The sequence below is a fragment of the Curtobacterium sp. L3-7 genome, from assembly GCF_048756585.1.
GTDB lineage: Bacteria > Actinomycetota > Actinomycetes > Actinomycetales > Microbacteriaceae > Curtobacterium.
Map to the genome: position 1 here is coordinate 1,850,738 of NZ_CP151474.1, position 25,745 is coordinate 1,876,482.

A 25,745-nucleotide genomic window follows, 5' to 3' on the forward strand; every position below is an offset into this window, starting at 1 on the left:
CCGCATGAAGATGTCGACGCCGGACGGTCACGAACCCAGCGAGTGCGGGCGGCGTGGTCGCCGCCCGCCACAACTACACAAGTTCCCGCCGCCCCTCGGGGTGAGGGCGGGGTCGAGGAGTGCACCAGCACATGGTGGAGCAGAACGAGAACAACACGAACAACGACGAGAGCGCACCGAAGCGACGGGGCCGCCTGTTCGGCGGCCGCCGCGCACGGTCGGCCGGCAGCCTGGAGGCCCGTGGTGGCGCCCAGCCGTCGACCGACGCGGTCGAGACGGTCGCCGTCTCGGGCACCGAACCGGTCGCGCAGACCGGCACCGGTTCCGGGACGGACGCCGCGGCGGACGCGACGCTCGTGACGGACGCGAGCACCGCCTCCCGTCCGGAGGCGACCGACGCTGCGACGGACGCGACCAGTGAGGTCTCGGTCGAGGTCTCGGTCGTCACCGGCACGACGGACGCGCACGACGTCAGCACGCTCACCGGCGACCTGCCGGTGGTCGCGGCGGAGGCCGAGGCGACCGCGGTCGCGGAGTCCGGCGCCGACGACACGGATGCGTCCGCGGTCGTCGCCGAACAGCCGGAGGAACCGGTTGCCGAGATGGCCGCTGAGCCCGTCGTGCCGAAGGCGACGTCGACGCTCAGCCTGATCTTCCACGCCCCGGTCCTGCCGGAGCTCCCGCAGCGTGCGGCGCGCCCCGAGCGGGACGACCGCTGGGACGACGAGGACGACCGCGACGAGCAGGGTGGTGGCAGCCGCCGCCGTACCCGTCGTCGTGGCTCGAGTGCCGACCGGGAGCCGCGTGAGCCGCGCGACCACCAGGAGCCCCGCCGCCGCGAGGTCGAGTACATCACCGAACCGCAGAAGGTGAAGGGCTCCACCCGTCTCGAGGCGAAGAAGCAGCGCCGCCGCGACGGCCGTGACGCCGGACGTCGTCGTCAGGTCGTGACCGAGGACGAGTTCCTCGCCCGTCGCGAGAGCGTCGACCGCCAGATGATCGTGCGCTCCTCCGCGCAGAAGATCGAGATCGGCGTCATCGAGGACAACGTCCTCGCCGAGCACTACGTCACCAAGTCGCACAACGTGTCGCTCATCGGCAACGTGTACCTCGGCAAGGTCCAGAACGTGCTGCCCTCGATGGAGGCCGCGTTCGTCGACATCGGCCGCGGGCGCAACGCCGTGCTCTACGCCGGCGAGGTCGACTGGAACTCCGTCGAGACCGGCAACCACGGCCGACGCATCGAGGCCGCCCTGAAGCCGGGCGACAAGGTCCTCGTGCAGGTCACGAAGGACCCCGTCGGCCACAAGGGCGCCCGTCTGACGAGCCAGGTCTCGCTGCCCGGCCGCTACCTCGTGTACGTGCCGAACGGCTCGATGAACGGCATCTCGCGGAAGCTCCCGGACACCGAGCGTGCGCGTCTGAAGAAGATCCTCAAGGAGGTGCTGCCGGAGCACGCGGGCGTCATCGTCCGCACCGCTGCCGAGGGCGCCACCGAGGAGCAGCTCACCCGCGACGTGCAGCGCCTCACCGCGCAGTGGGAGGCCATCCAGAAGAAGGTGGCGAACGGGCACGCCCCGGTCATGCTGCACTCGGAGCCGGACCTGCTCGTCAAGATCGTGCGTGACGTCTTCAACGAGGACTTCACGAAGCTGATCATCGACGGCGACGCCGCCCGCGGCACGATCGAGGAGTACCTCGACGCGGTCGCGCCGGACCTCAAGGACCGCGTCGAGATCTACGACGGCCCGGACTCCTTCGAGGAGTACCGCCTCAACGAGCAGATCGAGAAGGCGCTCGACCGCAAGGTCTGGCTGCCGTCGGGTGGTTCGCTCGTCATCGACCGCACCGAGGCCATGACGGTCGTCGACGTCAACACGGGCAAGTTCGTCGGCTCGGGGGGCAACCTCGAGGAGACCGTCACGAAGAACAACCTCGAGGCCGCCGAGGAGATCGTCCGCCAGCTCCGCCTGCGCGACATCGGCGGCATCATCGTCGTCGACTTCATCGACATGGTGCTCGAGTCGAACCGCGACCTCGTGCTGCGCCGACTCATCGAGTGCCTCAGCCGCGACCGCACGAAGCACCAGGTCGCGGAGGTCACCTCGCTCGGCCTCGTGCAGATGACCCGCAAGAAGATCGGCGTCGGGCTCCGCGAGTCCCTCGCCGAGGTCAACGCGCAGGTGAACGACAACAACGCGGACCCCGGTCCATCCAAGGGCCGTCGCAAGGGTCGTGGCGGTTCGGGTGGCACGTCGGGCAACGGCGGGTCGAACGGCAGCAACGGCGGGTCGGGCAACGGGTCGAACGGCAACGGGTCGCACGACCAGAAGTCGTCGCAGGCGCACCAGATCACGGACGACGTCAAGAACGCGCTGTCACGGATCGCCGCGTCGACCATCCCGCACGACGAGCCCGCCGACACCGGCGTGGCCTCGCCCGTGTCGGCCGCCTCGGCTCCTTCCGAGTCACCGGTGTCGCCCGTCGTCGCTCCGGCAGCCGAGTCGACCGAGGGCGAGTCCTCGGGTGGCGCGAAGCGTCGTCGCCGTCGTGGTGGCCGCGCGAGCTCCGAGCAGACCGCCCCGGCGTCCACCGACGGCGTGCTGACGATCCCGGCCGCCGCCTCGGCTGCTTCGACTGATTCGTCCGCCTCGGCCGGTTCGTCCGCTTCGGCCGATTCGTCCGCTTCCGTCGCGGGTGCGCCGGTCGCGCCCGCGGTGCCCGTCGTCGAGGCCTCGAAGGAGAGCGCGCCGACCCGTCGACGGGTGTCGTCCTCGACGCCCGTGACGCCGGCGGACACCACCGTCGCGATCCTCGACATCCCCGTCGCGGTCACCAAGCGCGAGCCGCGCAAGGCCCCTGACGCCGACTCCCTGCTCGACTCGGTGCTGCAGGCGCTGCCCGAGCCGAAGCAGCCGGGTCAGGGACGCGCTCGCTCGCGTCGGGTGTCGTCTGGCAGCATCAGCGCGCCGGCCAGCGCCGACGAGGGCACGACCGACGACGGCACCGTGATCCTGGGGAACTGACGGTGACGAACCCCGAGCAGCGTCCGCAGCACGACCGCGGGTACTACGGCGCCGGGTGGCAGCAGCAGCACCAGCCGCCGCTGCCGCCCCAGCAGCCCGCCGGTGCCCAGGCTCTCGGTACCGGGCCCTCCGCACCGCCGCGTCCGCCGCGGCGTGCGGGGGACCCGACCAGGGCCTTCGCGCCCGGTGCCTCGGCGGCCACCGTCGCCGGTGCGGCCATCGCGGTGGTCGGGCTCATCGCGATCCAGGCAGTCTCGGGACTCATCGGCCTGCTCGGCACGAGCATCACCGTCAGCCCGTTCCAGTCGTACGGCGGGCAGAGCGTCATCCTGAGCTTCGCGACGGGGGTGTTCCTCAGTCCGTTCCCGTTCTACGCGGGGGCGTTCCTCGGGCTCGCGTTCCTCACGCCGATCACGCGTCGGAGCCCGTTGCCGGTGGTGCTCCTCCGTGCCGTGCTCGGCGGGGCGGCGGGCACGGTGGCGCTCGCGCTCGTCGGCGTCTTCACGGGCGCGTACGGGACGATCGCCGCCGGTCCCGGACGCCTGGTCATCGACGTCGTCACGGCGCCCTTGCAGCGCGGTGTGCCGCTCACGGCGATGCTCCTCGCGACGGCGACCGTGGCGTGGCTCTGGCTCGGCCGTCCACGCCGCGCGCGGCCCGGGCCGCGCGCGGGCATGCCCGGCACGGTGCGCCCCGCCGACGCGGTCCCGCCCGCGACGGTGCAGCCCCCGCAGCCGTCGTCGTTCGCCCCGCAGCCCCCGCAGCAGGTGGCCCAGCAGCAGGGCCATCAGCAGGGCCAGCCGTACCCGCAGCAGCAGCCGTACGGGCAGCAGCCCCCGGCGAACCCGTGGGGCCCACCGCCCGCTCGCTGACGGGCTGCCGGCGCGACCACGGGACGGACGCGACCGACCCGGCGGACGCGCACCGAGCCTCCAGGCCGGCGCCCGGCGCGGTCTAGAAGACGCGCTTGTCCCGCTGCGCGACCCGCAGCCCGCTCGCGATGAGCCGCAGCACCAGCTCGCGGCCGGTGACCGGCGTCGCACCGAGCGCCACGAGCTCGTCGTACCGCGCGAGCGGCACGTCGTAGTGGTCGTGGTCGAACGCACGCCGCGGAACACCGGCCCGTGCAGCGAACTCGTGGAGTTCCGCGTACGATAGGTCACTGACGAGGTGCGACCACACGGTTTCGTGTGCGGGCCACGTCGGTGGGTCGATCAACACGGTCACTCCGACAGACTACGTGTGTCGCCGTTTGACCGGACCCATGGGCATCGAGTATTCTCGATCCCTGGTGTCAACGGGCGGTTCTGCCTGTGTCGTCGATCCCCAGTCCGACTGGGCAGATCGCGCCTGGGCACCCGAGACTTCCCTCAAGCAGAGTTACGTAAGGATTTCCACGTGGTTTACGCAGTAGTGCGCGCCGGCGGCCGTCAGGAGAAGGTCGAGGTCGGCACGATCCTCACCATCGATCGCGCCAAGGCCGATGACAAGGGCAACATCGAGCTCGCGCCCGTGCTCCTCGTGGACGGTGACAACATCACCTCCGCCGCGACCGACCTGGCCAAGGTGACCGTGACCGCCGAGGTGCTCGAGGACCTCCGCGGCAAGAAGGTCGTCATCCAGAAGTTCAAGAACAAGACCGGGTACAAGAAGCGCCAGGGTTTCCGCGCTGAGCTGACCCGCGTCAAGATCACCAAGATCGCGTAAGGGAGTCTCCTCATGGCACACAAGAAGGGTGCGAGTTCCACTCGCAACGGTCGCGACTCGAACGCACAGCGCCTCGGCGTGAAGCGCTTCGGTGGCGAGGTCGTCAACGCCGGTGAGATCATCGTCCGCCAGCGTGGGACGCACTTCCACCCGGGCGCCAACGTCGGCCGCGGTGGCGACGACACGCTGTTCGCCCTGGCCGCCGGCTCGGTCGAGTTCGGCACCAAGGGTGGCCGCAAGGTCATCAACATCGTCAACGCGTAGCACCCACCACAAGCGCTGCTGACGACATCGCCGCCGCGTGAGCGGACGGCGACGCAAGTCTCAGGAGGAGGGGCAGGCCGAGTGCCTGCCCCTCCTTCCCATTTCTACGAAAGTGTGAACAACCGATGGCGACGTTCGTCGACGACGTGATCCTGCACCTCAGCGCGGGGAACGGCGGCAACGGCTGCGTGTCCGTTCGTCGCGAGAAGTTCAAGCCACTGGCCGGCCCGGACGGTGGGAACGGTGGCGACGGTGGCGACATCGTCCTCGTGGCCGACCCGCAGGTGACGACGCTGCTCGGGTACCACCGCTCACCGCACCGCTCGAGCCGCAACGGTCAGCCGGGCATGGGCGACATGCGCAGCGGCATCTCCGGGGAGGTCCTCGAGCTGCCCGTGCCCGTCGGCACCGTGGTCTTCGAGGAGAACGGCGACCTGCTCGCCGACATGACCGAGCCCGGGATGCGCGTCGTCGTGGCCCAGGGCGGTCAGGGTGGCCTCGGCAACGCCGCGCTCGCGACGACGAAGCGCAAGGCGCCGGGGTTCGCACTCCTCGGGACCGAGGGGGAGTCCGGCGACGTCCGGCTCGAGCTCAAGACCATCGCCGACGTCGCACTCGTCGGGTACCCGAGCGCCGGCAAGTCCTCGCTCATCGCCGCGGTGTCCGCCGCGAAGCCGAAGATCGCGGACTACCCGTTCACGACCCTCACCCCGAACCTCGGGGTCGTCGAGTCCGGCGAGGTCCGCTTCACCGTCGCCGACGTCCCGGGCCTGATCGAGGGCGCATCGGAGGGCAAGGGCCTCGGCCTGGAGTTCCTCCGGCACGTGGAGCGCTGCGAGGTGCTCCTGCACGTCATCGACTGCGCCACGCTCGACCCCGGTCGCGACCCGATCAGCGACCTCGACGTGCTCCTCGGCGAGCTCGAGCGCTACCCGGTGCCCGAGGGACAGGTCCCGCTCGCCGAGCGCCCCCAGCTCATCGCGCTCAACAAGGTCGACGTGCCCGATGCCGCGGAACTCGCTGCCTTCGTCACGCCCGAACTCGAAGCGCGCGGCTACCGCGTCTTCTCGATCTCGACCGCGTCGCACCAAGGCCTCCGCGAGCTGACGTTCGCCCTCGCCGACATCGTCGAGCAGGCCAGGGCCACCGCCTCGGCCGAGCCGGTCCAGGAGCGCATCGTCATCCGTCCGAAGGCCGTCGACGCCAAGGGCGGGTTCACCGTCCGTGCCGAGGGCGGCGAGGAGCACCGCTTCTACCGCGTGCGCGGCACGAAGCCGGAGCGCTGGATCCAGCAGACCGACTTCACCAACGAGGAGGCGATCGGCTACCTGGCCGACCGGCTCGCGAAGCTCGGTGTCGAGGACGGGCTCTTCAAGGCCGGAGCCGTCGCCGGGTCGACCGTCGTCATCGGCGGCGAGGGCGGCATGGTCTTCGACTGGGAGCCGACGCTCACGTCGACCGCCGAACTCATCACGAGCGCCCGCGGGACGGACGCCCGCGTCGACATGAACATGCGTCCGACCCGCAACCAGCGGCGCGAGGAGTACTTCGAGCGCATGGACGCCAAGGCCGCCGCGCGCGCCGAACTCGAGTCGGAGCGCAAGTCCGGGCTGTGGGCGGACGAGGACCCCGCGGAAGAGGACTGACCAGCACATGACCGACACGACCGACCAGACCGCCCTCGGCCCCGTCACGTCGCGCGAGGACATCCCGCGCGCTCGACGGATCGTGGTCAAGGTCGGGTCGTCGTCGGTCAGCGGTCCGAACACCGGGCAGATCGGTGCGCTCGTCGACGCCCTCGCCGCGGCGTACGGACGGGGCACCGAGGTCGTCCTGGTGTCGTCGGGTGCGATCGCGACGGGGTTCCCGTTCCTCGGGCTCGAGGGGCGGCCCGACGACCTCGCCACCCAGCAGGCGGCGGCGGCGACCGGGCAGAACGTGCTCATGTTCCGGTACCAGCAGCAGCTCGACCGGCACGGTGTCGTCGCGGCGCAGATCCTCCTCACCGCAGGTGACCTGCAGAACCCGACCCACCGTGTGAACGCGCAGCGGGCCATCGACCGGTTGCTGGCGCTCCGGGTGCTGCCCATCGTGAACGAGAACGACACCGTGGCCACCCACGAGATCCGCTTCGGCGACAACGACCGGCTCGCGGCCCTCGTCGCACGACTGCTCGGCGCAGACGCCCTCGTGCTGCTCTCCGACATCGAGGCGCTGTACACGCGGCCCCCTGAGCAGCCCGGTGCCGAGCGGATCGACGAGGTACCGTTCGGCGACGAGCTCGCCGGGGTCACGTTCGGGTCCGTCGGCGCAGCGGGCGTCGGCACCGGGGGAGCGGGGACGAAGGTCGCTGCCGCCCGGCTCGCAGCGGAGGCCGGGACGTCCGTCCTGGTCACCGACACCGCGCTGGTCGCGCAGGCGCTGGCCGGCGAGCACGTGGGCACCTGGTTCCACGCGGCGCCGCGTTCCTGAGCCGGTCCGGACACCCGGACTGGAGGCTCTGGTCGACCGGACCCGTCGGCTCGCGTCCGCCGTCATCCGGACCCGGGCAGACCTACAATCGAGCCATGTCGCTGACCGCTCCCGCACCGACCCTCTCGGACAAGCTCGTCGCGTCCCGCGCGGCGGCGGCGTCGCTGGCGACCGCCACCACTGCGGCGAAGGACGCGGCGCTCCGCGCGATCGCCGTGGCGGTCCGTGCCGCGACCGACGAGATCGTCGCGGCGAACCACGGCGACCTGGTCGCCGGTGAGGAATCCGGCCTGACCGGCGGGCTGCTCGACCGGCTGCGACTCGACCCGGCCCGCATCGAGGCCCTCGCGGCGGCGGTCGAGCACGTCGTCGGACTCACGGACCCGGTCGGGCAGTCGGTCCGCGGCTCGGTCCTGCCGAACGGACTGCAGCTGTCCCAGGTCCGCGTGCCGTTCGGCGTCGTCGGCGCGATCTACGAAGCACGTCCCAACGTCACCGTGGACATCGCGAGCCTGGCGCTGAAGAGCGGCAACGCCGTCGTCCTGCGGGGTGGGTCAGCGGCGCAGCGCACCAACGCCGTGCTCGTCGCGCGGATCCAGGACGCCGTCGAGTCGGTCGGGTTGCCACGCGACCTCGTGCAGACCATCGACGAGTTCGGGCGGCAGGGCGCCACGGAGCTGATGCGCGCCCGTGGGCTCGTCGACGTCCTCATCCCGCGGGGGAGCGCCTCGCTCATCCAGACGGTCGTGACCGAGTCGCAGGTGCCGGTGATCGAGACGGGTGCCGGCGTCGTGCACGTGTACCTGGACGAGTCCGCCCCGCTCGAACGGTCGGTGGACATCGTCCTCAACAGCAAGGTGCAGCGCCCGAGCGTGTGCAACGCGCTCGAGACGCTGCTCGTGCACCGCGGTGCGGCGGAACGCCTCCTGCCGACCCTCGCGGGACGGCTGCGCGCGGCGGGGGTCACCCTGCGCGGCGACGAGGAGACCCGTGCGATCGTGCCGGGTGTGCTCCGTGCGACGGACGTCGACTGGGCGACCGAGTCGATGGACCTCGACCTCTCGATCCGGGTCGTGCCCGACGTCGAGGGTGCGATGGCGCACATCGCGAAGTGGTCGACGCACCACACCGAGTCGATCGTGACGAACGACGTCGACACCGCCGAGCGGTTCATCGCGGCCGTCGACTCCGCCGTGGTGATGGTGAACGCGTCGACGCGGTTCACCGACGGCGGGGAGTTCGGCTTCGGCGCCGAGGTGGGCATCTCGACTCAGAAGCTGCACGCGCGCGGGCCGATGGGGCTGCCGGAACTGACCAGCACGAAGTGGGTCGTGCGCGGACAGGGTCAGATCCGCGGCTAGACTGGTCCGCAGTCTTCCTCGACCGATCGGAGCACCGCAGCATGACCCTCCTCGCAGAAGCCGCCGAGCACGCCTCGGGGGTCCCCGCGTTCATCTTCCCGGTCGTGGCCGCAGCGTTCTTCACGCTCCTCGGGTTCGTCACGTGGTCCTTCCGTGACGTCGCGTACCGTCACTCGAACAAGTTCGAGGCCACCCGCACGCACGAGACCGGTGTGGACGAGTTCGGCCACACGAAGATCTGACGCGCTGCTCGATGCTCGAGAGCTCGGGGCGGCCCCGCATCGGTGTGATGGGTGGCACGTTCGACCCCATCCACCACGGCCACCTCGTGGCCGCGTCCGAGGTCGCCAAGTCGTTCGACCTCGACGAGGTCGTCTTCGTCCCCACCGGACAGCCCTACATGAAGTCGGGCGTCACCGACGCCGAACACCGGTACCTGATGACGGTCATCGCGACCGCATCCAACCCGATGTTCACGGTGAGCCGCGTGGACATCGACCGGCCGGGCCCGACCTACACGGTCGACACGCTCCGTGACCTGCACGACCAGCGGCCCGATGCGCAGCTCGTCTTCATCTCCGGCGCAGACGCCGTCCAGCAGATTGTCGACTGGAAAGACCATGATGGCCTCTGGGACCTCGCGCACTTCGTCGCGGTGACCCGCCCGGGTCACAACCTCAGCATCACCGGTCTGCCCGAACGCGACGTAAGCTTGCTCGAAGTCCCCGCGCTGGCCATATCGTCGACCGACTGCCGCGACCGGGTGAGACGCGGAAACCCCGTGTGGTACTTGGTCCCCGACGGTGTCGTCCAGTACATCACCAAGCACCATCTGTATCGGAGCGTTGCATGAGTCCGTCCGACGCGCAGCCGCCACTGTCGCGGCGCCAGGCGCGCGAGCGTGAGCGCGCGGCGAACGCCGGCGCGCAGCCCGTGACCCCGCCGCCGACCGTGGCTTCGGAGCCCGTCTCCTCGGGGACCACTTCCTCGGACACGCCGACGTCGGCCGATGCCGGGCGTCGTCGCCCGGGGTCGCACGTCGCACCCGCGGCCGCCGCACCCGTCCAGGCGCCCTCCTCTTCCGCGGTCCCGCCGCAGGCGTCGGCCGGGGTCCCGTCGCCGCCACCGGCGTCCGCGACCGAGATCGTGCCGGGTACCGGCGGGCTGACCCGTCGGCAGATCCGCCAGATGCGTGCGGCCGAGGGGCAGGGCGTCCGTCCCGTCCCGCTGCAGAACCCCACGCCACAGTCCTCCGACCGCACCGTGCAGGACGTCATCGGGACCGTCGGTTCCCTGTCGCCCGACGAGCGTGCGGCAGCGCCGACCGCTCCGTCCGGGTTCGCCGGGTCGAACGCGCCGGTCACATCCGCCACGGACGACGAGCCCGGAGCCGTTCCGGAGTCGTCCGGTCCGACCCAGCTCGACCCGGCCGCCGTCGAGCAGGCCACCTCCGCCGATGGCTCGCCCGACGACCTCGAACCCCTGGACGAAGCCGCGGCGCACGCCGAGGAGCCGCGCCGCCACCGCTCGACGTGGGCACCGCAGGCGGACGCCGACGACTTTCCCGAGGCGCAGCCGGTCGATGACATCGTCGCTCCGGCGGACGAGCCGCCAGCTGCCTCGGCCCCCGGCGTCTTCCCGCTCTCGCTCGACGCCGACGACGACGACACGAACGAGGTCCCGATCCAGTCGCCCGAGGCGCAGGACGGATCGACCTCGCAGGACGAGCCCACGCCGGCGCCCGCCGGCTCCGCCTTCCGTCGCCCGGTCGAGCCGAAGCCCGTCACCACCGCGTTCGAGGCGCCGACGGGGCACTGGTCCACCCAGGCACACGACTCGCACGACGCCGAGGTGCACGACGAGGAGACGGGCACACGCCGTGTCGCCGAGACGCGCACCAACGCGCTGATCCTGCCGAACTCCGCCCTCGCGGACCCGACCGGTGCGCTGAACGCCACCGGCGAGGTCATCCTCACCGGCTCGATCGACCTGCCGGCATCGCTGTCCTCGACCGGGTCGCACCGGCCGATCGACGGCGCCGAGGTCGACCGCCTGCTCGACCAGCACGACGAGCAGCCCGAGACCGATGCCAGCCCCGTCCGGGCGAGCCGTGCGGTGTCGAGCCACACCTCGACCCGCCAGGTGGTGCTCGCCGCCGCGAAGCCGAAGGAGTCGCGCACGCCGCTCATCCTCGGCATCACCGTGACCGCTGTCGGCGTGGCTGCGGCGACCGTGATCATCGTCGCCCTCGTGACGACGAACTTCTTCGGGTCCTGACGTCCACCGTCGGTGCCCACCCCTCGCCGCCGTCGGTGGTGTGACCTATGATCGTGTCCCATCCGGCGGAAGTGTCGGATGACAACCGGAAGGACTCCGTGACCGCCTCTCCTCGCGCACTGGAACTCGTACAGATCGCCGCCGGCGCCGCTGACGCCAAGCAGGCAGACGACCTCGTCGCCCTCGACGTGACCGGGCCCCTGCAGCTCACCGACGTGTTCCTCCTGGCCACCGGGCGCAACGAGCGCAACGTGATGGCCATCGCGGACGAGGTCGAGGACCGGATGCTCCAGGCCGGTGCGAAGACCCTGCGTCGGGAAGGCCGGAGCGAGGGCCGCTGGGTCCTCATCGACTTCGGCGACGTCGTCGTGCACGTCTTCCACGAAGAAGACCGTCAGTACTACTCGCTCGAGCGCCTCTGGTCGGACTGCCCGACCATCCCGCTCGAGATCCCGGCCGAGCACACCGCGTAGCCCGTCTCCGACGCGCCCGGGGTCCCGCCCCGATTTCGCTCCCCGGGTCGCGCATGGTGTACGCTGCACTGGTGCCTCCGGGAAGTCGGAGAAACGAAATGGGTCTGTGGCGCAGCTGGTAGCGCACCTGCATGGCATGCAGGGGGTCAGGGGTTCGAGTCCCCTCAGATCCACCACCGAAGCCCCGCTCTCCACAGGAGAGCGGGGCTTCTTCGTTGTGTTCTGCGCTCCCACTACGCTGATCGCATGAGCAACGACGCCCCGCTGTCCGGTTCGCAGCTGACCATCTCGGCCGCCGGCTACACCGCCGAGATCGCGACGGTGGGGGCGACCCTCCGCTCGATCCAGCACCGCGGCCGCGACCTGGTCGTGCCGTTCGCCGCCGACGAGGTCCGTCCGGTGTTCCGTGGCGCAGTCCTCGCGCCGTGGCCGAACCGGGTCGTCGACGGCCGCTACACCTTCGACGGGCAGGAGCACGAGCTGGCCCTGTCCGAACCCGCACGCGGGCACGCGCTGCACGGCCTCGTCGGGTGGACCGACTTCGCCGTCGCGCTCCACGAGCCGGACCGCGTCGTCCTGATGACGACGATCGCGCCGCAGGCCGGGTACCCGTTCCGCGTCGTGGTCCACGTCGAGTACCGGCTCGACGCCGGGGGACTGCGCACGACGATCACGGGGAAGAACACCGGGGACGATCGTGCACCGTGGGGGACCGGTCCGCACCCGTACCTGAGCGCGGGCGAGGGGACCGTGGACGACTGGACGCTGACGCTGCCGGCGGCCGAGGTCCTCGAGGTCACCGCGGACCGGCTGATCCCGACGGCGCTCGTCCCCGTGCACGACGAGTTCGACCTCAGGACCCCGACCGCGATCGGCCCCCGGTTCGTCGACCACGCCTTCACCGGCTTCGACCGCGACGCCGAGGGCACCGCGACGATCGCACTGACCGCCCGCGACGGACACGGCGTACGGGTGACGTTCGGGCCGGAGTGCCCGTGGGTCCAGGTGCACACCGCCGACCACGTCGTCCCCGAGTACCACCGCGCCGGTCTCGCCGTCGAGCCGATGACCGGTGCGCCCGACGCCTTCAACGCGGGCACCGAGCGCGGGCTCGTCGTGCTCGACCCAGGCGCCGCACACTCCGCCGCATGGACGATCGCCGCGATCTGACCTCGGGAGCCGGTTCCCCGCGCATCGAGATCCGGCAGCTCGACGGCGTCGACCCGGTGTCGTTCGCCGGCACGCTCGGGGGCGACGTCGTCTGGCTGGACTCCTCGGTGCCCGTCGGGGCGCCCGACAGCGCGCGGGACCGGGCACGCTGGTCGGTCCTCGCGCCGTGTGACGGCGCGTTCACCGCCCGGTTCCGGCACCAGGACCGGCGCGCGCACCTCGACGTGTCCATGCCGCTCCTGGCATGGTTCGGCGCGTCCCGCTCCGAGGACCGTCCGGCCTTCGACGTCCTCGCGGACCTGCTCGCGCTGACGCCCCGACTCGCCGAGCCGATCCCGGGGCTGGGGTTCGCGCTCGGGTGGGTCGGGTTCCTCGGCTACGAGCTCGGTCGTGAGTCCGGCGGTCCCGACCGCACCGCGGACGGACACGCGGACGCGGACCTGCGGTTCGTCGACCGCGCCGTCGTCGTCCGCGACGACGGTGCGGCATGGGCGCTCGCGCTCGTCGACGACGCGGAACCGGACGCGTCGGCGGCGAACCGGGCATGGCTCGGGACGGTGGCGGACGGCGGACCGGCGGCCGACGTCCGGGACGTGCCCCCGAGCCTCCCGTCCGGTCCGGCGATCGGCCGCGTGTCACGCGCCGCCTACGAGACCGCGGTCGACGCGTGCCGCGCCGAGATCCGCGACGGCAACGCGTTCCAGGTCTGCCTCACCACCGCCTTCTCGGTACCTGGCACCGGACAGGAGGCCCTGGCTGGTCCCGGTACGGACCCGCACCTTGTCGAGTACCTGCGGATGCGCGCGGCGGACCCCGTCCCGTTCGGCGCCTACCTGCGGCTCGGCCCGCTGCGCGTGGCCAGCAGGTCGCCGGAGCGGTTCCTGCGGATCGGCGCGGACGGCAAGGTGCTCGCCGAGCCGATCAAGGGGACCAGGCGGCGGCTCACGGGCCCCGAGGCGGACCCTGCGGAAGATCTCGCGGTGCGGGACGAGCTCGCGGCGAGCGTCAAGGACCGCGCGGAGAACGTGATGATCGTCGACCTGCTGCGGAACGACCTGCTCCGCACGGCGGTGCCCGGTTCGGTGCACGTCGACCGGCTGTGCGCGGTCGAGACGTACGCGAGCGTCCACCAGATGGTCTCGACGATCGGTGCCGTGTTGCCGGAGGGCGTGTCGCGGGCGGACGTGGTCCGTGCGGCCTTCCCGCCGGGTTCGATGACCGGTGCGCCGAAGACCAGCGCGATGGCGATCGCATCGCGGCTCGAAGGCGGGCCGCGCGGGGTGTACTCCGGAGCGATCGGGTATTTCTCGACGAGCGGGGCGGTGGATCTGTCGGTGGTGATCCGCACACTGGTGACGGTGCTCGACGACGGTGGTGCTGCCGGGTCGCGGACTGCGGTCCGGTCGCGGACGCTCGGTGCCGGGGGAGCGGTGACGTGGTCCTCGGTCGCCGGTGACGAGGCGGACGAGGCCCTGACGAAGACCCGGTCGGTGCTCGGCAGCATGGGGGTCGTCGCCGACTGGTAGCCGCACGAGTCGTGTTCGAAGACGTGTTCGAATCGTTGTCCACAGAATGTCGGTCCCGATTGACATCATCGAACACGTGTTCGAACATGATGTGATGCAGACGGCGGCGGCACTCCGGTCGCCCGGGGCTCGCGCACCGCGCCCCGGGCGGGACGGTGCTGTGCGGGACGGTGCTGTGCGGGACGGTGCTGCGCGGGGTGGTGCTGCGCGTGGGGCTGACCACATCGCTGATGCGCGGGCGGCGCTCGACCGGATCACGTCCCTGCGGTCGCGGGTCGCCGACATGGAAGCCACGCGTGTCGACACCGCGGGGCTCCCCACCTCCCCGGCGCTCGAGCCGCTGCTGCCCGGCGGTGCGATCCGTGTGGGCGGGACCTACGCCGTGCCGGAGTCCGTCCTGCTCGCGATGACCATGCTGCAGGCGGCCTCGGCGGCGGGGGCGTGGTGCGCCGTCGTGGGCGTGCCGTCCTTCGGCGTCGAGGCAGCAGCTGCCGCCGGCATCGACCTCGAACGACTCGTGCTCGTGCCGGACCCCGGCGACCAGTGGCTCGCGGTGACCTCCGCGATGGCCGACGTCGCGCAGATCGTGCTCACCCGCCCACTCGGGCGGGTGGTGCCAGGTGACGTCGCACGGCTCTCCGCGCGGCTGCGGCAGCGCGGTGCGGCACTGGTCGCGCTCGGTTCCTGGCCGGGCGCCGACGTCACGCTCCGGGTGACGTCGTCGTCGTGGAGCGGTATCGGGCAGGGACACGGGCACCTGACGGAGCGACGTGCCACCGTGACCGCGACCGGTCGTGCCGGTGCGGTGCGTCCGGTCAGCGCCGAGCTGCTGCTCCCGGCTGCGGACGGCGTCGTGCGGGCAGCGGTCCAGGCGCCGGTGGTGCTCCCCGGCGACACGCGTGGCTTCCGCCCCGTGGCGGTGGCGTCGTGATCGGGCGCGGTCGGATCCGTGCCGACGCACTCGTCCGGGGCGCCGCGATGCCGGAGCCCCCACCCACCAGGACGATCGTGCTCTGGTGCCCCGACTGGCCGGTCATCGCCGCGGCCCGTGCAGCAGGGGTGCCGCCGGAACAGCCCTTCGCCGTGGTGTCGAAGGGGCAGGTCTTCGCGAGTTCGGCCTCGGCCAGGCAGTCAGGCGTCGTGCGCGGACTCCGCGTGCGCGAAGCTCAGGCGCGCTGCCCGGAGCTCGTCGTGCAGCCCTACGACGAGGGCCTCGACCACCGTGCGTTCGAACCGGTCATCCGCGCGGTCGAAGCGGCGGTCCCCGGGGTCGAGGTCCTGCGACCCGGCACCGTCGCGCTGCGCTCTCGTGGCCCGGCGCGCTACTACGGCGGCGAGCGGGCAGCGGCGGCGACCCTCGCGGGCATCGCGGCGGACCACGGTGCCCCCGCGGTGCGTGCCGGGGTGGCGGACACACCGTTCGCGGCGGACCAGGCGGCACGTGCCCGGCCGGTCCGCCCGGGGGAGCGCGTCCGGATCGTGCCCGTCGACGGCTCGGCGGAGTTCCTCGCCGACCTGCCGCTCGGTGTCCTCGGCGACGCCGACCTCGCGATGGTGCTCGGGCGGCTCGGCATCGCCACCCTCGGGGAGTTCGCCGCGTTCACCGACGAGCAGGTCCGCGACCGCTTCGGGGTCGCCGGCGCGTTCCTGCACCGGCTCGCGGGCGGACGCGACCCGCGGGAGGTCTCGTCGCGGCCGGTCCCGCCCGAACTCCGGGTGGAAGCCGCGTTCGAGCCGCCGCTCGACCGTGCCGACCAGATCGCGTTCGCGTTCCGGCGGACGGCAGACGACTTCGCCGCCCGGCTCCGTGCCGCGGGGCTCGTCGCGACGACCATCCGCGTCGGCATCGTCGACGAGCGGGACATCCTGCTCGAACGCACGTGGGCGCACCCGCGCTGGTTCGACGCCGCCGACGTGGTCGACCGGGTGCGCTGGCAGCTCGCCGGCGGTGTCGACCCGACCGGGCTCGAAGCCCCCGTGACCTCGGTCGTGCTCGAACCGGTCGCGGTCGACGACATGGCGAACCACGAGCGCGGGCTGTGGGGGTCCGGGCCGGACGAACGTGTGCACCACGGCCTCGCCCGCGTGCAGGGCATGGTCGGTCACGACGGGGTGGTGACGCCGCGCGTCGGTGGTGGCCGCACCCTGTCCGAGCGGGTCGTGCTCGTGCCGTGGGGCGATGCTCCCGCCGCCGACCTCGCGTCCGTCGCCGACCGTCCCTGGCCGGGCAAGCTGCCGGGGCCACCGCCGGCGACGGTGCTCGAACGGCCGCGTCCGGTGGACGTGGTGGCGTCGGACGGCGGCAGCGTCGACGTCGACGACCGCGGGGTGCTCTCCGGAGCGCCGGAGCGGTTCCGCGCCGAGGCGGACCGCGGTGGCCGGTTCGCCCCGGTCACGGCGTGGGCGGGGCCGTGGCCGCTCGTCGTGCGCTGGTGGGACGCCGGCGGACGACGACTGCACCGGCTGCAGCTCGTCGACGCCGAGGGACGCGCCTGGTACCTCGTGCTGGCGGACCACCGGTGGTGGGCGGAAGCGGTGGCGACGTGAGCGGGGGCGCCTGATGGGCTACAGCAACCCACCCATCCCGTGGTCGGAGTTCGAGCGCGCCCTGTCCGACAAGCGGAGCCCCGGGTCCACGAACGCCGGCGACGGCGGGGACAGCCCGGCGTGGTCCAGGAAACGGGCGCCGTACGTCCCCGCGGAGCCGACGCAGTCCGACGGGCCGCCCGCCGTTCCCTACGCCGAACTGCACGCGCACTCGACCTTCAGCTTCCTCGACGGCGCGAGCCAGCCGGAGCACCTCTTCGAAGAGGCCGCCCGGCTGCGCCTGCACGCCCTCGCGCTCACCGACCACGACGGCTTCTACGGCGCCGCCCGGATGGCAGAGGTGGCAGAGGCCTACCCGGCCGTCGGCACCGTGTACGGCACCGAGCTGTCCCTCGGGCTCACCGAACCGCAGAACGGCGTCCCCGACCCCGAGGGCTCGCACCTGCTGCTGCTCGCCGACGGCCAGGACGGCTACCACCGGCTCGCCGGCGCCGTGACGAGCGCGCACCTCGCGGCCGGCTCCGAGAAGGGGCGCCCGCGGTACGACCTCGACGACCTCGCGTCCCGCGCGGACGGACACTGGCGGGTGCTCACCGGCTGCCGGAAGGGCACCGTGCGCCAGGCGCTCGAGCAGGGCGGGGAGTCGTCGGCGGAGACGGCGCTCCGCGTGCTCCTCGACCGCTTCGGGACCGGCAACGTCGTGGTGGAGCTGCTCGACCACGGCGACCCGCTCGACAGCGCCCGCAACGACGTCCTCGCCGCCCTCGCCGCCCGGCACGCGCTGCCGGTCGTGGCCACCGGCAACGTGCACTACGCCACCCCCGACCGCTTCCCGGTGGCCACCGCCCTCGCCGCGGTCCGGGCCCGGCGCAGTCTCGACGAGATCGACGGCTGGCTGCCGGCAGCCGACTCGGCACACCTGCGATCCGGTGCCGAGATGGCCAGGCGGTTCGCCCGCTACCCCGGCGCCGTCGAGTACAGCGTGACGCTCGCCGACGAGCTCGGGTTCCGGCTGAAGACCGTCAAACCGGGGCTGCCCGACCTCGACGTGCCGGACGGCCACACGGCGATGTCGTGGCTTCGGGAACTCACCTGGGCCGGGGCACGACGGCTGTACCCGGGCAGTGCGGACGGGGTCGACCCGCACAAGCGGCAGCGCATCGAACGCGAGCTGTCCGTGATCGAGGACAAGAACTTCCCCGGGTACTTCCTCATCGTCCGCGACATGGTGCAGTACGCCCGCGGACGAGGGATCCTCTGCCAGGGACGCGGGTCGGCGGCGAACTCGGCGGTGTGCTACCTGCTCGAGATCACCGCGGTCGACTCCATCCGGTACGGACTGCCGTTCGAGCGGTTCCTCTCGGCGATGCGCGACGAGGAACCCGACATCGACGTCGACTTCGACTCGGACCGCCGCGAAGAGGTGATCCAGTACGTCTACGAGAAGTACGGCAGGTACAACGCCGCACAGGTGGCGAACGTGATCACCTACCGGCCGAAGGGCGCCGTGCGGGACATGGCGAAGGCGCTCGGGCACAGCCCCGGCCAGCAGGATGCCTGGTCGAAGCAGGTCGAGCGGTGGGGCTCGGTCACCGAGAGCGAGGACCACGACATCCCCCAGGCGGTCGTCGGGCTGGCGAGCGAGGTCCTGGGGTTCCCGCGGCACCTCGGCATCCACTCGGGCGGGATGGTGCTCACCGACCGTCCCGTGGGCGAGGTGGTACCGATCGAGCACGCCAGGATGGACGGCCGCACGGTCCTGCAGTGGGACAAGGACGACTGCGCGTACATGGGCCTCGTGAAGTTCGACATGCTCGGGCTCGGCATGCTCGCGGCGCTGCAGTACTCGTTCGACCTGGCTGCCGAGCACTGCGGGGAACGCTGGGAGATGCACTCCATCCCGAAAGAGGAGCAGGGCGTCTACGACCAGCTCTGCCGTGCGGACACGATCGGGGTGTTCCAGGTGGAGTCACGTGCGCAGATGGGCACGCTGCCCCGGCTGCTCCCGAGACGCTTCTACGACCTCGTGATCGAGGTCGCGCTGGTCCGACCCGGGCCGATCCAGGGCGGTGCGGTGCACCCCTACATCCGTCGGCGCACCGGCGAGGAACCCATCACCTACCTGCACCCGGCACTCGAACCCGTGCTCGAACGCACCCTCGGCGTACCGCTGTTCCAGGAGCAGCTCATGCAGATGGCGATCGCGGTCGGCAACTGCTCCGGCGACGACGCCGACCTGCTGCGCCGGGCGATGGGGTCCAAGCGCGGGCACGAGAAGATCGACCGGCTCCGCGACAAGCTCTACGCAGGGATGGCCGACAACGGCATCCACGGCGCCGACGCCGATGCGATCTACGCGAAGATCCAGGCGTTCGCGAACTTCGGGTTCGCGGAGAGCCACTCGATCAGCTTCGCGCTCATCGTCTACGCCAGTGCGTGGATGCGGCTGCACTACCCCGGGGCGTTCCTGGCGGCACTCCTCCGGGCGCAGCCGATGGGGTTCTACTCGCCGCAGACCCTCGTCGCCGACGCCAGGCGGCACGGGGTGACGGTGCTCCGGCCGGACATCCTGCGTTCGGGTGTCGACGCGACGCTCGAGCCGACGGGGGAGCCGGCGCCGGCGACCGACGACGCGTGCCTCGACCCGGAGCAGGCCCCCGTGCTGCCGTTCGACAACGCGCTTCCCGACGACACGGCGAGACACCGCCGCGACGGTGCGTTCGCCGTGCGCCTCGGACTCGCCGAGGTCGCGTCGCTCGGACGGAAGAGCGCCGAGCGGATCGTCGCCGAGCGCGATGCACACGGACCGTTCGCCGACATGTCCGACCTCGCCCGCCGGGTCGGGCTGACCACCGCACAGCTCGAGGCGCTCGCCGCCGCCGACGCGTTCGCACCGTTCGGAGTCGACCGCCGGGGTGGGATGTGGTCGGCGGCGCAGGCCGCCGCCGAGCGTGCCGACCAGCTGCCGGACACGCAGGTCGTCGTGCAGCCGCCGCTGTTCGGGCAGATGACCAGCGGGGACGTCCTCATCGCGGACATGTGGTCCACGGGCATGACGACGGACGACCACCCGGTCCGGCACGTCCGCGACCGGCTGCGTGCGAAACGGGTGCTCAGTGTCGGGGACCTCGCCGCTGCGGAGACCGGACGGCGGATCGAGGTGGGCGGGATCGTCACGCACCGGCAGCGACCGGCGACCGCATCCGGCATCACGTTCATGAACGTCGAGGACGAGACCGGGCTGGTGAACGTGATCTGCAGCGTCGGGGTGTGGGGACGCTACCGACGAGTCGCCCGTGAGTCGCCGGCGGTGATCGTGCGGGGCATCCTCGAGCGGTCCCAGGACGGCGTGGTCAACGTGGTCGCGGACCGCATCGAGCACCTGCCGCTCGCGGTGCGCACCCGCTCGCGGGACTTCCAGTGAGCGCAGCGCTGCCGCGGGCGCAGCGCTGCCGCGGGTGCGCGCCCGACTGGTCAGCGCACCTCGGGGACGCGGATGGTGACCTCGAGACCACCGGAACGGACGTTGCGGAGGGACGCAGTGCCTCCCGCCTGTTCCGCGATCGCGCGCACGATCGCGAGCCCGAGACCGGAGCCTCCGGGCAGCGGGATGCCGCCGGTCGCCGGGTCCGGGTTCGGGCGGGACTTCCTGGCCTCGTCCGGCCGGGTGAAGCGGTCGAAGGCGACGGCGACGAACGACTCGGGGACCCCTGGCCCGTCGTCGGTGACCTGGAGTTCGCCGAAGCCGGGCGTGCTCCGCCACGTCACCAGGATGCCGCCGCCGCGGGGCAGCGCCGCGACCGCGTTGCCGGCGATGTTCGTCACGAGCTGCGCCATCGCGCCGGTGTCGAGCCGGTACCGGGGCTCCACCGTGCCGCCGCCGATACCGGGGCCGGAGCCGCCGACCGAGACCGGGGCCTCGAGGTCGAAGTCGACGGTGATGTCCTTGGTGCCAGCGATCAGCCGGACGCGGTCGACGGCGGCCATCACCTCGTCGCCGAGGTCAGACCACGCGGTCAGCGTCTGGCGGTCCCCGTCCTCGGAACGACGCTCGGACTCCTCGATGCGCGACAGCGTCAAGAGGTCGTTCGCCAGTCGGGACAGCCGTGCGACGTTGTTCTTCGCCCGCTCGATGTGCTCGGCGAGCGCCCGGGCGTCGTCGGCGTCGAGCGAGGCGAGGTCGAGCTGGGTGGTGAGGATCGCGAGCGGTGTCCGGAGTTCGTGGCTGGCGTCGGAGACCATCTGGCGCTCGCGCTCGGTCGCCTGCCTGGTCCGCGCGAGGAACGCGTTCAGGGTCGTCGCGAGCGACGCCAGTTCGTCCTGCGCCGGGCCGACCGGCAGCTCCGCGCGCTCCGGGGCGACGGAGAGGCGCTCGGCCTCGCGGCGCATCCGGTTCACCGGGCGGAGGGCCGCCGTGGCGAGCGCCCACGACGCGACTCCGAACGCGACGAGGATCGCCAGGCCGGTGATCGACAGCGTGGTGGTGAGGTCGTCGACGACGATCGCCTCGGCCTGCGAGTTCCGCGCTGCGACGACGGTCCAGCGTCCGGCCTGGTTCACCGGGTGCTCGACGACGACGCGGTACTGGGACCCCGAGACGTCGATGACGCTCGTGCCCGCCTCGGTCGACGTCAGGCTGCCGAGGGCGCGCTCGACCCGCGTCGGCATCGTGGAGAGCACGATGTCGCCGGAAGGGGAGACGACGGCGACCAGCTGGGCGTTCCCTGGCGGGGAGAGATCAGGGTCGCTGTCGACCTCGAGCGTCGCCACGTACGGGTCGGCGTCGGCGTCGAGCAGCGTCCTGGTCGCGGAGGCGACCACGCTGACGACCTGGAAGCGCATGACCAGGACGAGCAACACGATGACGACCGCGGCGATCGCCGTCGAGCCGATCGTGATCCGCGACCGGAGCGAGAGCAGCCGGAGCGGCCTGACGAAGCGCATCGGTGCGACGGGCCTGCCCGTCAGGAACCGAGCAGGTCGAGCCGGTAGCCGCGGCCACGCACGGTGGAGATCGCGACCGTCGCCTCGTGCGACGTGAGCTTCTTCCTGAGGTACGAGATGTACTGCTCGACGACGTTCGGGTCGACGTGCTGCGACCCGTCCCAGACCTCTTCGAGGATCTTCGGACGGTCGACCACGGTGCCGACGGAACGGGCGAGCAGACGCAGGAGCGCGAACTCGGTCGGGCTGACGGCGACGCGCTGGCCCTGGATGGAGACGCGACGGGCCTCGGAGTCGATCGAGACGTCGCCGACCTCGATCGTCCGCGGTGCTCCTGTGGCCTCGCGCCGGCCGAGTGCTCGCAGTCGGGCAGTGAGCTCGGCGAAGGCGAACGGCTTCGTGAGGTAGTCGTCGGCACCGGCGTCGAGACCGAACACCCGGTCGTCGACGGCGTCGCGGGCGGTGACGAGCAGGATGCGGACGGGGTCCTCGCGTTCCCGGATCCGCCGAGCGAGCTCGAACCCGGACATGCCTGGCATCATCACGTCGACGACCGCGAGCTCGAATGCCTGTTCACCGAGCGCGATGAGCGCCTCGACACCGTTCTCGACCGCGGTGACGCGGTACCCCTCGGCAGCGAGCCCGCGTTCCATGAGGGCGCGCATCTCGTCGTCGTCCTCGACCACCAACAACCGCATAGTGGACCTCCTGGGACCCATCGTGGCATCGAACCGGCGTTCACGGGCGGACCGACGTGCATCCCGACTGAATCTCGTCACAGTGAACACGGGGCGTGGCCCACGATCGAGGGACGTGAGGACTGCTTGCGTCCTTGCTAGGCTCCCCGACCGGACGCCTGTACCCGACAGAACGTCCTGTCTCTGGGGGAGCCATGAACGACGAGCCGGACCACCCGGCCATCATCCGCCTGCGCACCGAGCTCGATGCCGCGTGGAAGGGGGTCGGGGCGCTGGGGCAGATGGACGACGGTCGTCGTGAGCGCATCGTCGCCGAGCTGCGCGCCTCCGTGCCCGACGTCGCCAGTCGCGCGGCGCGCGAGGCCGGTCAGGAGGCGGTGTTCGCCGAGATCCGTCGGTTCGCGGACGCCGAGGTGGTGGTGTCCGATCCCTCGGTCCCGACGCGGACGATCTGGGGACAGATCGTGCACACCGCGGCCGAGGCGGCGATCGCGGCTCGCTGACGGTGGGGCGTTCCGCGCGTCGGAAGCTGAATCGCGCGTAGGATGCCGGAATTTCCGACCTCCTACGCGCGAAACGACCTCCGACGCGCGAAGACGCCCGCCCCCCGAAACGCCCCCGCGCCCCCGACCGGTCAGTCGTCCTCGCCGAGGAGCTCCTCGCGGACGCGGCGGATGTCCTCGAGCAACGCCCCGATGAGGATCCAGTGCCGGGAGTTCGGGCGCACGACCTCGAGCGGCGCCGTCAGCGCGGGCTCCGCGGGGTCGTCGAACCCGTCAGCGGCGGACGCGGAGACCGACGACGAGGTCGCCGACGCCACGACGGCCGACTCGACCTGGGCCCCGAGCGCCCGGACGTCGGCACCGATCCTGGCGACCTCGGTGGCGATCCGCCCGACCATCGGGTCGGCACGGAGGTCCGGCGCGGTGTTGTCCTGGATCGCGCGGGTCATCCCGGTCACGCGGGTGACGAGCACGCGCAGGTGCTCGGCGACGACGACGTCGCGCTCGAGGATGGTGCGGTGCCGCCCACCGCGGGGGTTCATCGTGAGGGACTCCTGCGCGGAGGTCAGGGCCGCCTCGGCCTTGGCGTGCTGCTGTCGCAGGGACCGTGCACGGAGGAGGGCGTCGTGCCAACGGTCGCGGTCCCAGCCCTCGGTGAGTCCGATCGCCACCCGCTCGAACGCCACCGCGGTGTCGCGGGCGAGCCGGGCGACGGCCAGGTGTGCGGGGCCGAGCAGGACCGGCGGCACGATGACGGCGTTCACGACGAGCGCGACGGCGGCGCCGAGCACCGTCTCGAGGATCCGGTCGGCGGAGTAGTTCGGCGTGACGATCCCCGCGGTGAGCACGAGCATGCCGCTGATCGCGACCTGCGTTGCCGACGTCGGGGTCAGGCGCAGGGCCCACGCGATGAGGATCGCGACCACGATGACGAGCAGCACGACCCACACGGAGTCACCGAGCGCGAAGTGCAGCCCCGTGGCGAGCAGCACCCCGAGCACGACACCGGCGCTCCGCTCGAGGCCCTTCACGAAGGACTGGTTGATGCTCGGCTGCACGACGAGGAGCGCCGCGATCGCCGCGAAGGTCGGGAACGGGCCGTTGATGACGACCTGGCACAGCAACACCGCCGCGACGACCGCGACCGCCGTCTTGACGACCTGCAGGAACGGCGTGCGACTCGAGCTGCGGAGGCGCGCGACGGGGTTCACGACGACCACGGTAGCCACGCGCACGACGCCGAGCCGTGCACGAACGCGACGAATCCGCGTGGACCCTGTTGACTGATGTCGTGTGGCCCAATCACGAGCGAGTCATCCCGGAGGCATTCGTCGGCTCCGGGACCACCGTCGTGGCCGCACGCGCCCACTCGGTGGAGCCATCCGGCAACGGGTACCTGTACGGCTACGAGGTCGACACGGTCGACCGGAACGGCCAGCGCGGGACCGTCCTGACGTACGTGGACACCGGTGGGACGCACGACCAGAACAGCGCGCTCGTCACGGATCCGTCGACGGGTGAACCGGTCTCGGTGTGGGCGTACCCGAACGACCCCGGTCTCCCCGTCCTGCCGCAGGTGACCTACCGCGACGCCGTCGCCGAGCTCCTGACCACGCTCGGGATGCCGGTGACCAACCCGACCCTGACGGTGGCGGCCTACCGTCCTGGCAAGCGCGCCGTGGTCCGGGTCGACGCGCCGGAGGGCACGCTCTTCCTCAAGGTCGTCCGGCCGCACCGCGTCGCGCCGATCGTGAAGACCCACGAGCAGTTCGTGGCTGCGGGGCTCCCGGTGCCCCGCGTGCTCTCGAGTCGCGGTGACGGTCTGCTCGTGCTCGAGCGGATCCGCGGCGTGCCGGCTGGCAGCAGGATCCTCGACATCGCCGACGACCCGCGCTTCGTCGCGTCGCTCGCCGCGCTCACCGGACGCATCGCGACGGTGCCGATGACCCAGCAGGCACGCGCCGACGCCATGGACCACGCGGACTGGCACCGGAGGACCCTGGTCTCGGCGCTGCCGCAGGACGCGCTGCAGATCGACGAGCTCTACGACGCGATCGGCCGCCGGTCGATCGGGTGGAACAACTCCGACAAGCAGGTCGTGCACGGCGACCTGCACCTCGAGCAGGTGTTCGTGGACGACGCCGAACCGTGGCGGATCTCCGGACTGCTCGACATCGACACGGCGGGATGGGGCTACCCCGTCCGCGACATCGGCGCCGTGGTGGCGCACCTCGTCGTCACCGGGCTCTGGCACCGCTCCCGCGGCGACGCCGACCGCGGTGCCGCCGCCGAACGGCTCGCCGACGCGATCGCACGCGACTGGGCGACCCGCAACCCCGCCGGGGCCGAGCGGCTGGGACCGGCCATCGGCGCCCAGCTGCTGGCACACGCCGGAGGGCAGGCGACCACGGGCTCCGCGAACGGCATCGCCACCGCGGAACAGCTGCTGGCGGCGACACGTGCCGCGCTCGCGGAACCGGCCCCGGTCCTCCCGGCCGAGCCCACGGCCCGCCCGCGGTCCGCACCGCGCGTCTGAGACGCGCGTTTCGGCCACCGACGCGCGTTCCGTTCGCGGTGGGCTGGGCGGGGCGGACGGGAGGCACGACGCGCGCGGGGTGCGCCGACTCGCCTCCGTCGGTGGTCCGGGAGTAAACTGAGCGCGCACGCACCGCGTGCCCGCGCGTCGGGTCGATTCCGGACACGACGAGTCGGTCACTTGACCGACGTGGGCACCGGATCCGCGACCGCCCTGGGACGACCCAGTCCTGCAGCGTCGC

The 25,745-nt window shown here is 72.0% G+C and carries 22 protein-coding genes and 1 tRNA gene; 19 read left to right on the top strand and 4 right to left on the bottom strand.

Features of this window, described 5'->3' with window-relative positions:
* The first annotated feature begins 131 nt into the window (after nt 1–131).
* Nucleotides 132–3,026, top strand: a complete 2,895-nt coding sequence (locus AAEP80_RS09010; protein WP_420366774.1) for an Rne/Rng family ribonuclease — start codon at nt 132–134, stop codon at nt 3,024–3,026.
* A 2-nt stretch (nt 3,027–3,028) separates the two neighbouring features.
* Nucleotides 3,029–3,898, top strand: a complete 870-nt coding sequence (locus AAEP80_RS09015) for a hypothetical protein (RefSeq protein ID WP_420366775.1) — start codon at nt 3,029–3,031, stop codon at nt 3,896–3,898.
* Between the two features lie 82 nt (nt 3,899–3,980).
* Here AAEP80_RS09015 and AAEP80_RS09020 read toward each other — a convergent pair whose 3' ends face one another.
* Nucleotides 3,981–4,253 carry a DUF4031 domain-containing protein gene (locus AAEP80_RS09020; RefSeq protein WP_281267382.1) on the bottom strand — a complete coding sequence of 91 codons (273 nt, stop codon included), beginning with the start codon at nt 4,251–4,253 and terminating at the stop codon, nt 3,981–3,983.
* A 171-nt stretch (nt 4,254–4,424) separates the two neighbouring features.
* Between AAEP80_RS09020 and rplU the strand changes: the two genes are divergently transcribed.
* The 15 genes from rplU (at nt 4,425) to AAEP80_RS09095 (ending at nt 20,247) form a co-directional block, all read left to right on the top strand.
* Complete coding sequence (rplU, locus tag AAEP80_RS09025; RefSeq protein WP_281267383.1) at nt 4,425–4,733, top strand: 50S ribosomal protein L21; 309 nt, start codon at nt 4,425–4,427, stop codon at nt 4,731–4,733.
* A 12-nt stretch (nt 4,734–4,745) separates the two neighbouring features.
* On the top strand, nt 4,746–4,997 hold the full coding sequence (gene rpmA / locus AAEP80_RS09030) for a 50S ribosomal protein L27 (protein ID WP_071298800.1): 252 nt from the start codon (nt 4,746–4,748) through the stop codon (nt 4,995–4,997).
* A 125-nt stretch (nt 4,998–5,122) separates the two neighbouring features.
* A complete protein-coding gene (gene obgE / locus AAEP80_RS09035; RefSeq protein WP_281267384.1) occupies nt 5,123–6,643 on the top strand; it encodes a GTPase ObgE in 1,521 nt (506 codons plus the stop codon).
* Nucleotides 6,644–6,650: 7 nt separating this feature from the next.
* Nucleotides 6,651–7,469 carry a glutamate 5-kinase gene (gene proB, locus AAEP80_RS09040; RefSeq protein WP_420366776.1) on the top strand — a complete coding sequence of 273 codons (819 nt, stop codon included), beginning with the start codon at nt 6,651–6,653 and terminating at the stop codon, nt 7,467–7,469.
* A gap of 95 nt (nt 7,470–7,564) precedes the next feature.
* Nucleotides 7,565–8,830: a glutamate-5-semialdehyde dehydrogenase gene (locus tag AAEP80_RS09045; protein ID WP_420366777.1), complete on the top strand. Its 1,266-nt coding sequence runs from the start codon at nt 7,565–7,567 to the stop codon at nt 8,828–8,830.
* A gap of 41 nt (nt 8,831–8,871) precedes the next feature.
* Nucleotides 8,872–9,072 carry a hypothetical protein gene (locus tag AAEP80_RS09050; protein WP_281267387.1) on the top strand — a complete coding sequence of 67 codons (201 nt, stop codon included), beginning with the start codon at nt 8,872–8,874 and terminating at the stop codon, nt 9,070–9,072.
* 11 nt (nt 9,073–9,083) lie between these two features.
* A complete protein-coding gene (nadD, locus tag AAEP80_RS09055) occupies nt 9,084–9,683 on the top strand; it encodes a nicotinate-nucleotide adenylyltransferase (RefSeq protein ID WP_281267388.1) in 600 nt (199 codons plus the stop codon).
* Complete coding sequence (locus AAEP80_RS09060; protein ID WP_420366778.1) at nt 9,680–11,107, top strand: hypothetical protein; 1,428 nt, start codon at nt 9,680–9,682, stop codon at nt 11,105–11,107. Before nadD ends, AAEP80_RS09060 begins: the two co-directional genes overlap by 4 nt.
* Before the next feature lie 98 nt (nt 11,108–11,205).
* On the top strand, nt 11,206–11,580 hold the full coding sequence (gene rsfS, locus AAEP80_RS09065; RefSeq protein WP_281267390.1) for a ribosome silencing factor: 375 nt from the start codon (nt 11,206–11,208) through the stop codon (nt 11,578–11,580).
* Nucleotides 11,581–11,680: 100 nt separating this feature from the next.
* Nucleotides 11,681–11,756 (top strand) — tRNA-Ala (locus AAEP80_RS09070).
* A 70-nt stretch (nt 11,757–11,826) separates the two neighbouring features.
* Nucleotides 11,827–12,750 carry an aldose 1-epimerase family protein gene (locus tag AAEP80_RS09075; protein WP_420366779.1) on the top strand — a complete coding sequence of 308 codons (924 nt, stop codon included), beginning with the start codon at nt 11,827–11,829 and terminating at the stop codon, nt 12,748–12,750.
* Entirely contained in the window at nt 12,729–14,276 is a 1,548-nt protein-coding gene (locus AAEP80_RS09080) for an anthranilate synthase component I family protein (protein ID WP_420366780.1), read from the top strand. The genes AAEP80_RS09075 and AAEP80_RS09080 overlap by 22 nt, the downstream gene beginning before the upstream one ends.
* Before the next feature lie 283 nt (nt 14,277–14,559).
* Nucleotides 14,560–15,207, top strand: a complete 648-nt coding sequence (locus tag AAEP80_RS09085) for a hypothetical protein (protein ID WP_420366781.1) — start codon at nt 14,560–14,562, stop codon at nt 15,205–15,207.
* Nucleotides 15,204–16,823 carry a DNA polymerase Y family protein gene (locus AAEP80_RS09090; protein ID WP_420366782.1) on the top strand — a complete coding sequence of 540 codons (1,620 nt, stop codon included), beginning with the start codon at nt 15,204–15,206 and terminating at the stop codon, nt 16,821–16,823. The genes AAEP80_RS09085 and AAEP80_RS09090 overlap by 4 nt, the downstream gene beginning before the upstream one ends.
* Before the next feature lie 13 nt (nt 16,824–16,836).
* Nucleotides 16,837–20,247 (top strand): error-prone DNA polymerase, encoded by a 3,411-nt coding sequence (locus tag AAEP80_RS09095; protein WP_420366783.1) that lies wholly within the window; start codon nt 16,837–16,839, stop codon nt 20,245–20,247.
* A 50-nt stretch (nt 20,248–20,297) separates the two neighbouring features.
* Here the strand turns inward: AAEP80_RS09095 and AAEP80_RS09100 are convergent, their stop codons facing one another.
* Both AAEP80_RS09100 and AAEP80_RS09105 read right to left on the bottom strand, forming a co-directional pair.
* Nucleotides 20,298–21,767, bottom strand: coding sequence for a sensor histidine kinase (locus tag AAEP80_RS09100; RefSeq protein WP_402729251.1), 1,470 nt, complete (start codon nt 21,765–21,767; stop codon nt 20,298–20,300).
* Between the two features lie 20 nt (nt 21,768–21,787).
* Nucleotides 21,788–22,465, bottom strand: coding sequence for a response regulator transcription factor (locus AAEP80_RS09105; RefSeq protein WP_402729252.1), 678 nt, complete (start codon nt 22,463–22,465; stop codon nt 21,788–21,790).
* Between the two features lie 194 nt (nt 22,466–22,659).
* On the opposite strand from AAEP80_RS09105, the gene AAEP80_RS09110 reads away from it, so the two are divergent.
* Nucleotides 22,660–22,968: a hypothetical protein gene (locus tag AAEP80_RS09110; protein WP_281267398.1), complete on the top strand. Its 309-nt coding sequence runs from the start codon at nt 22,660–22,662 to the stop codon at nt 22,966–22,968.
* A gap of 131 nt (nt 22,969–23,099) precedes the next feature.
* On the opposite strand, the gene AAEP80_RS09115 is transcribed toward AAEP80_RS09110, so the two are convergent.
* Nucleotides 23,100–24,179, bottom strand: coding sequence for an FUSC family protein (locus AAEP80_RS09115; protein WP_420366784.1), 1,080 nt, complete (start codon nt 24,177–24,179; stop codon nt 23,100–23,102).
* A gap of 80 nt (nt 24,180–24,259) precedes the next feature.
* Here AAEP80_RS09115 and AAEP80_RS09120 point away from each other — a divergent pair, with 80 nt between their 5' ends.
* The gene (locus AAEP80_RS09120) at nt 24,260–25,504 is read left to right on the top strand and encodes an aminoglycoside phosphotransferase family protein (RefSeq protein ID WP_281267400.1); all 1,245 of its coding nucleotides are present in this window, start codon (nt 24,260–24,262) and stop codon (nt 25,502–25,504) included.
* Nucleotides 25,505–25,745 lie beyond the last annotated feature (241 nt).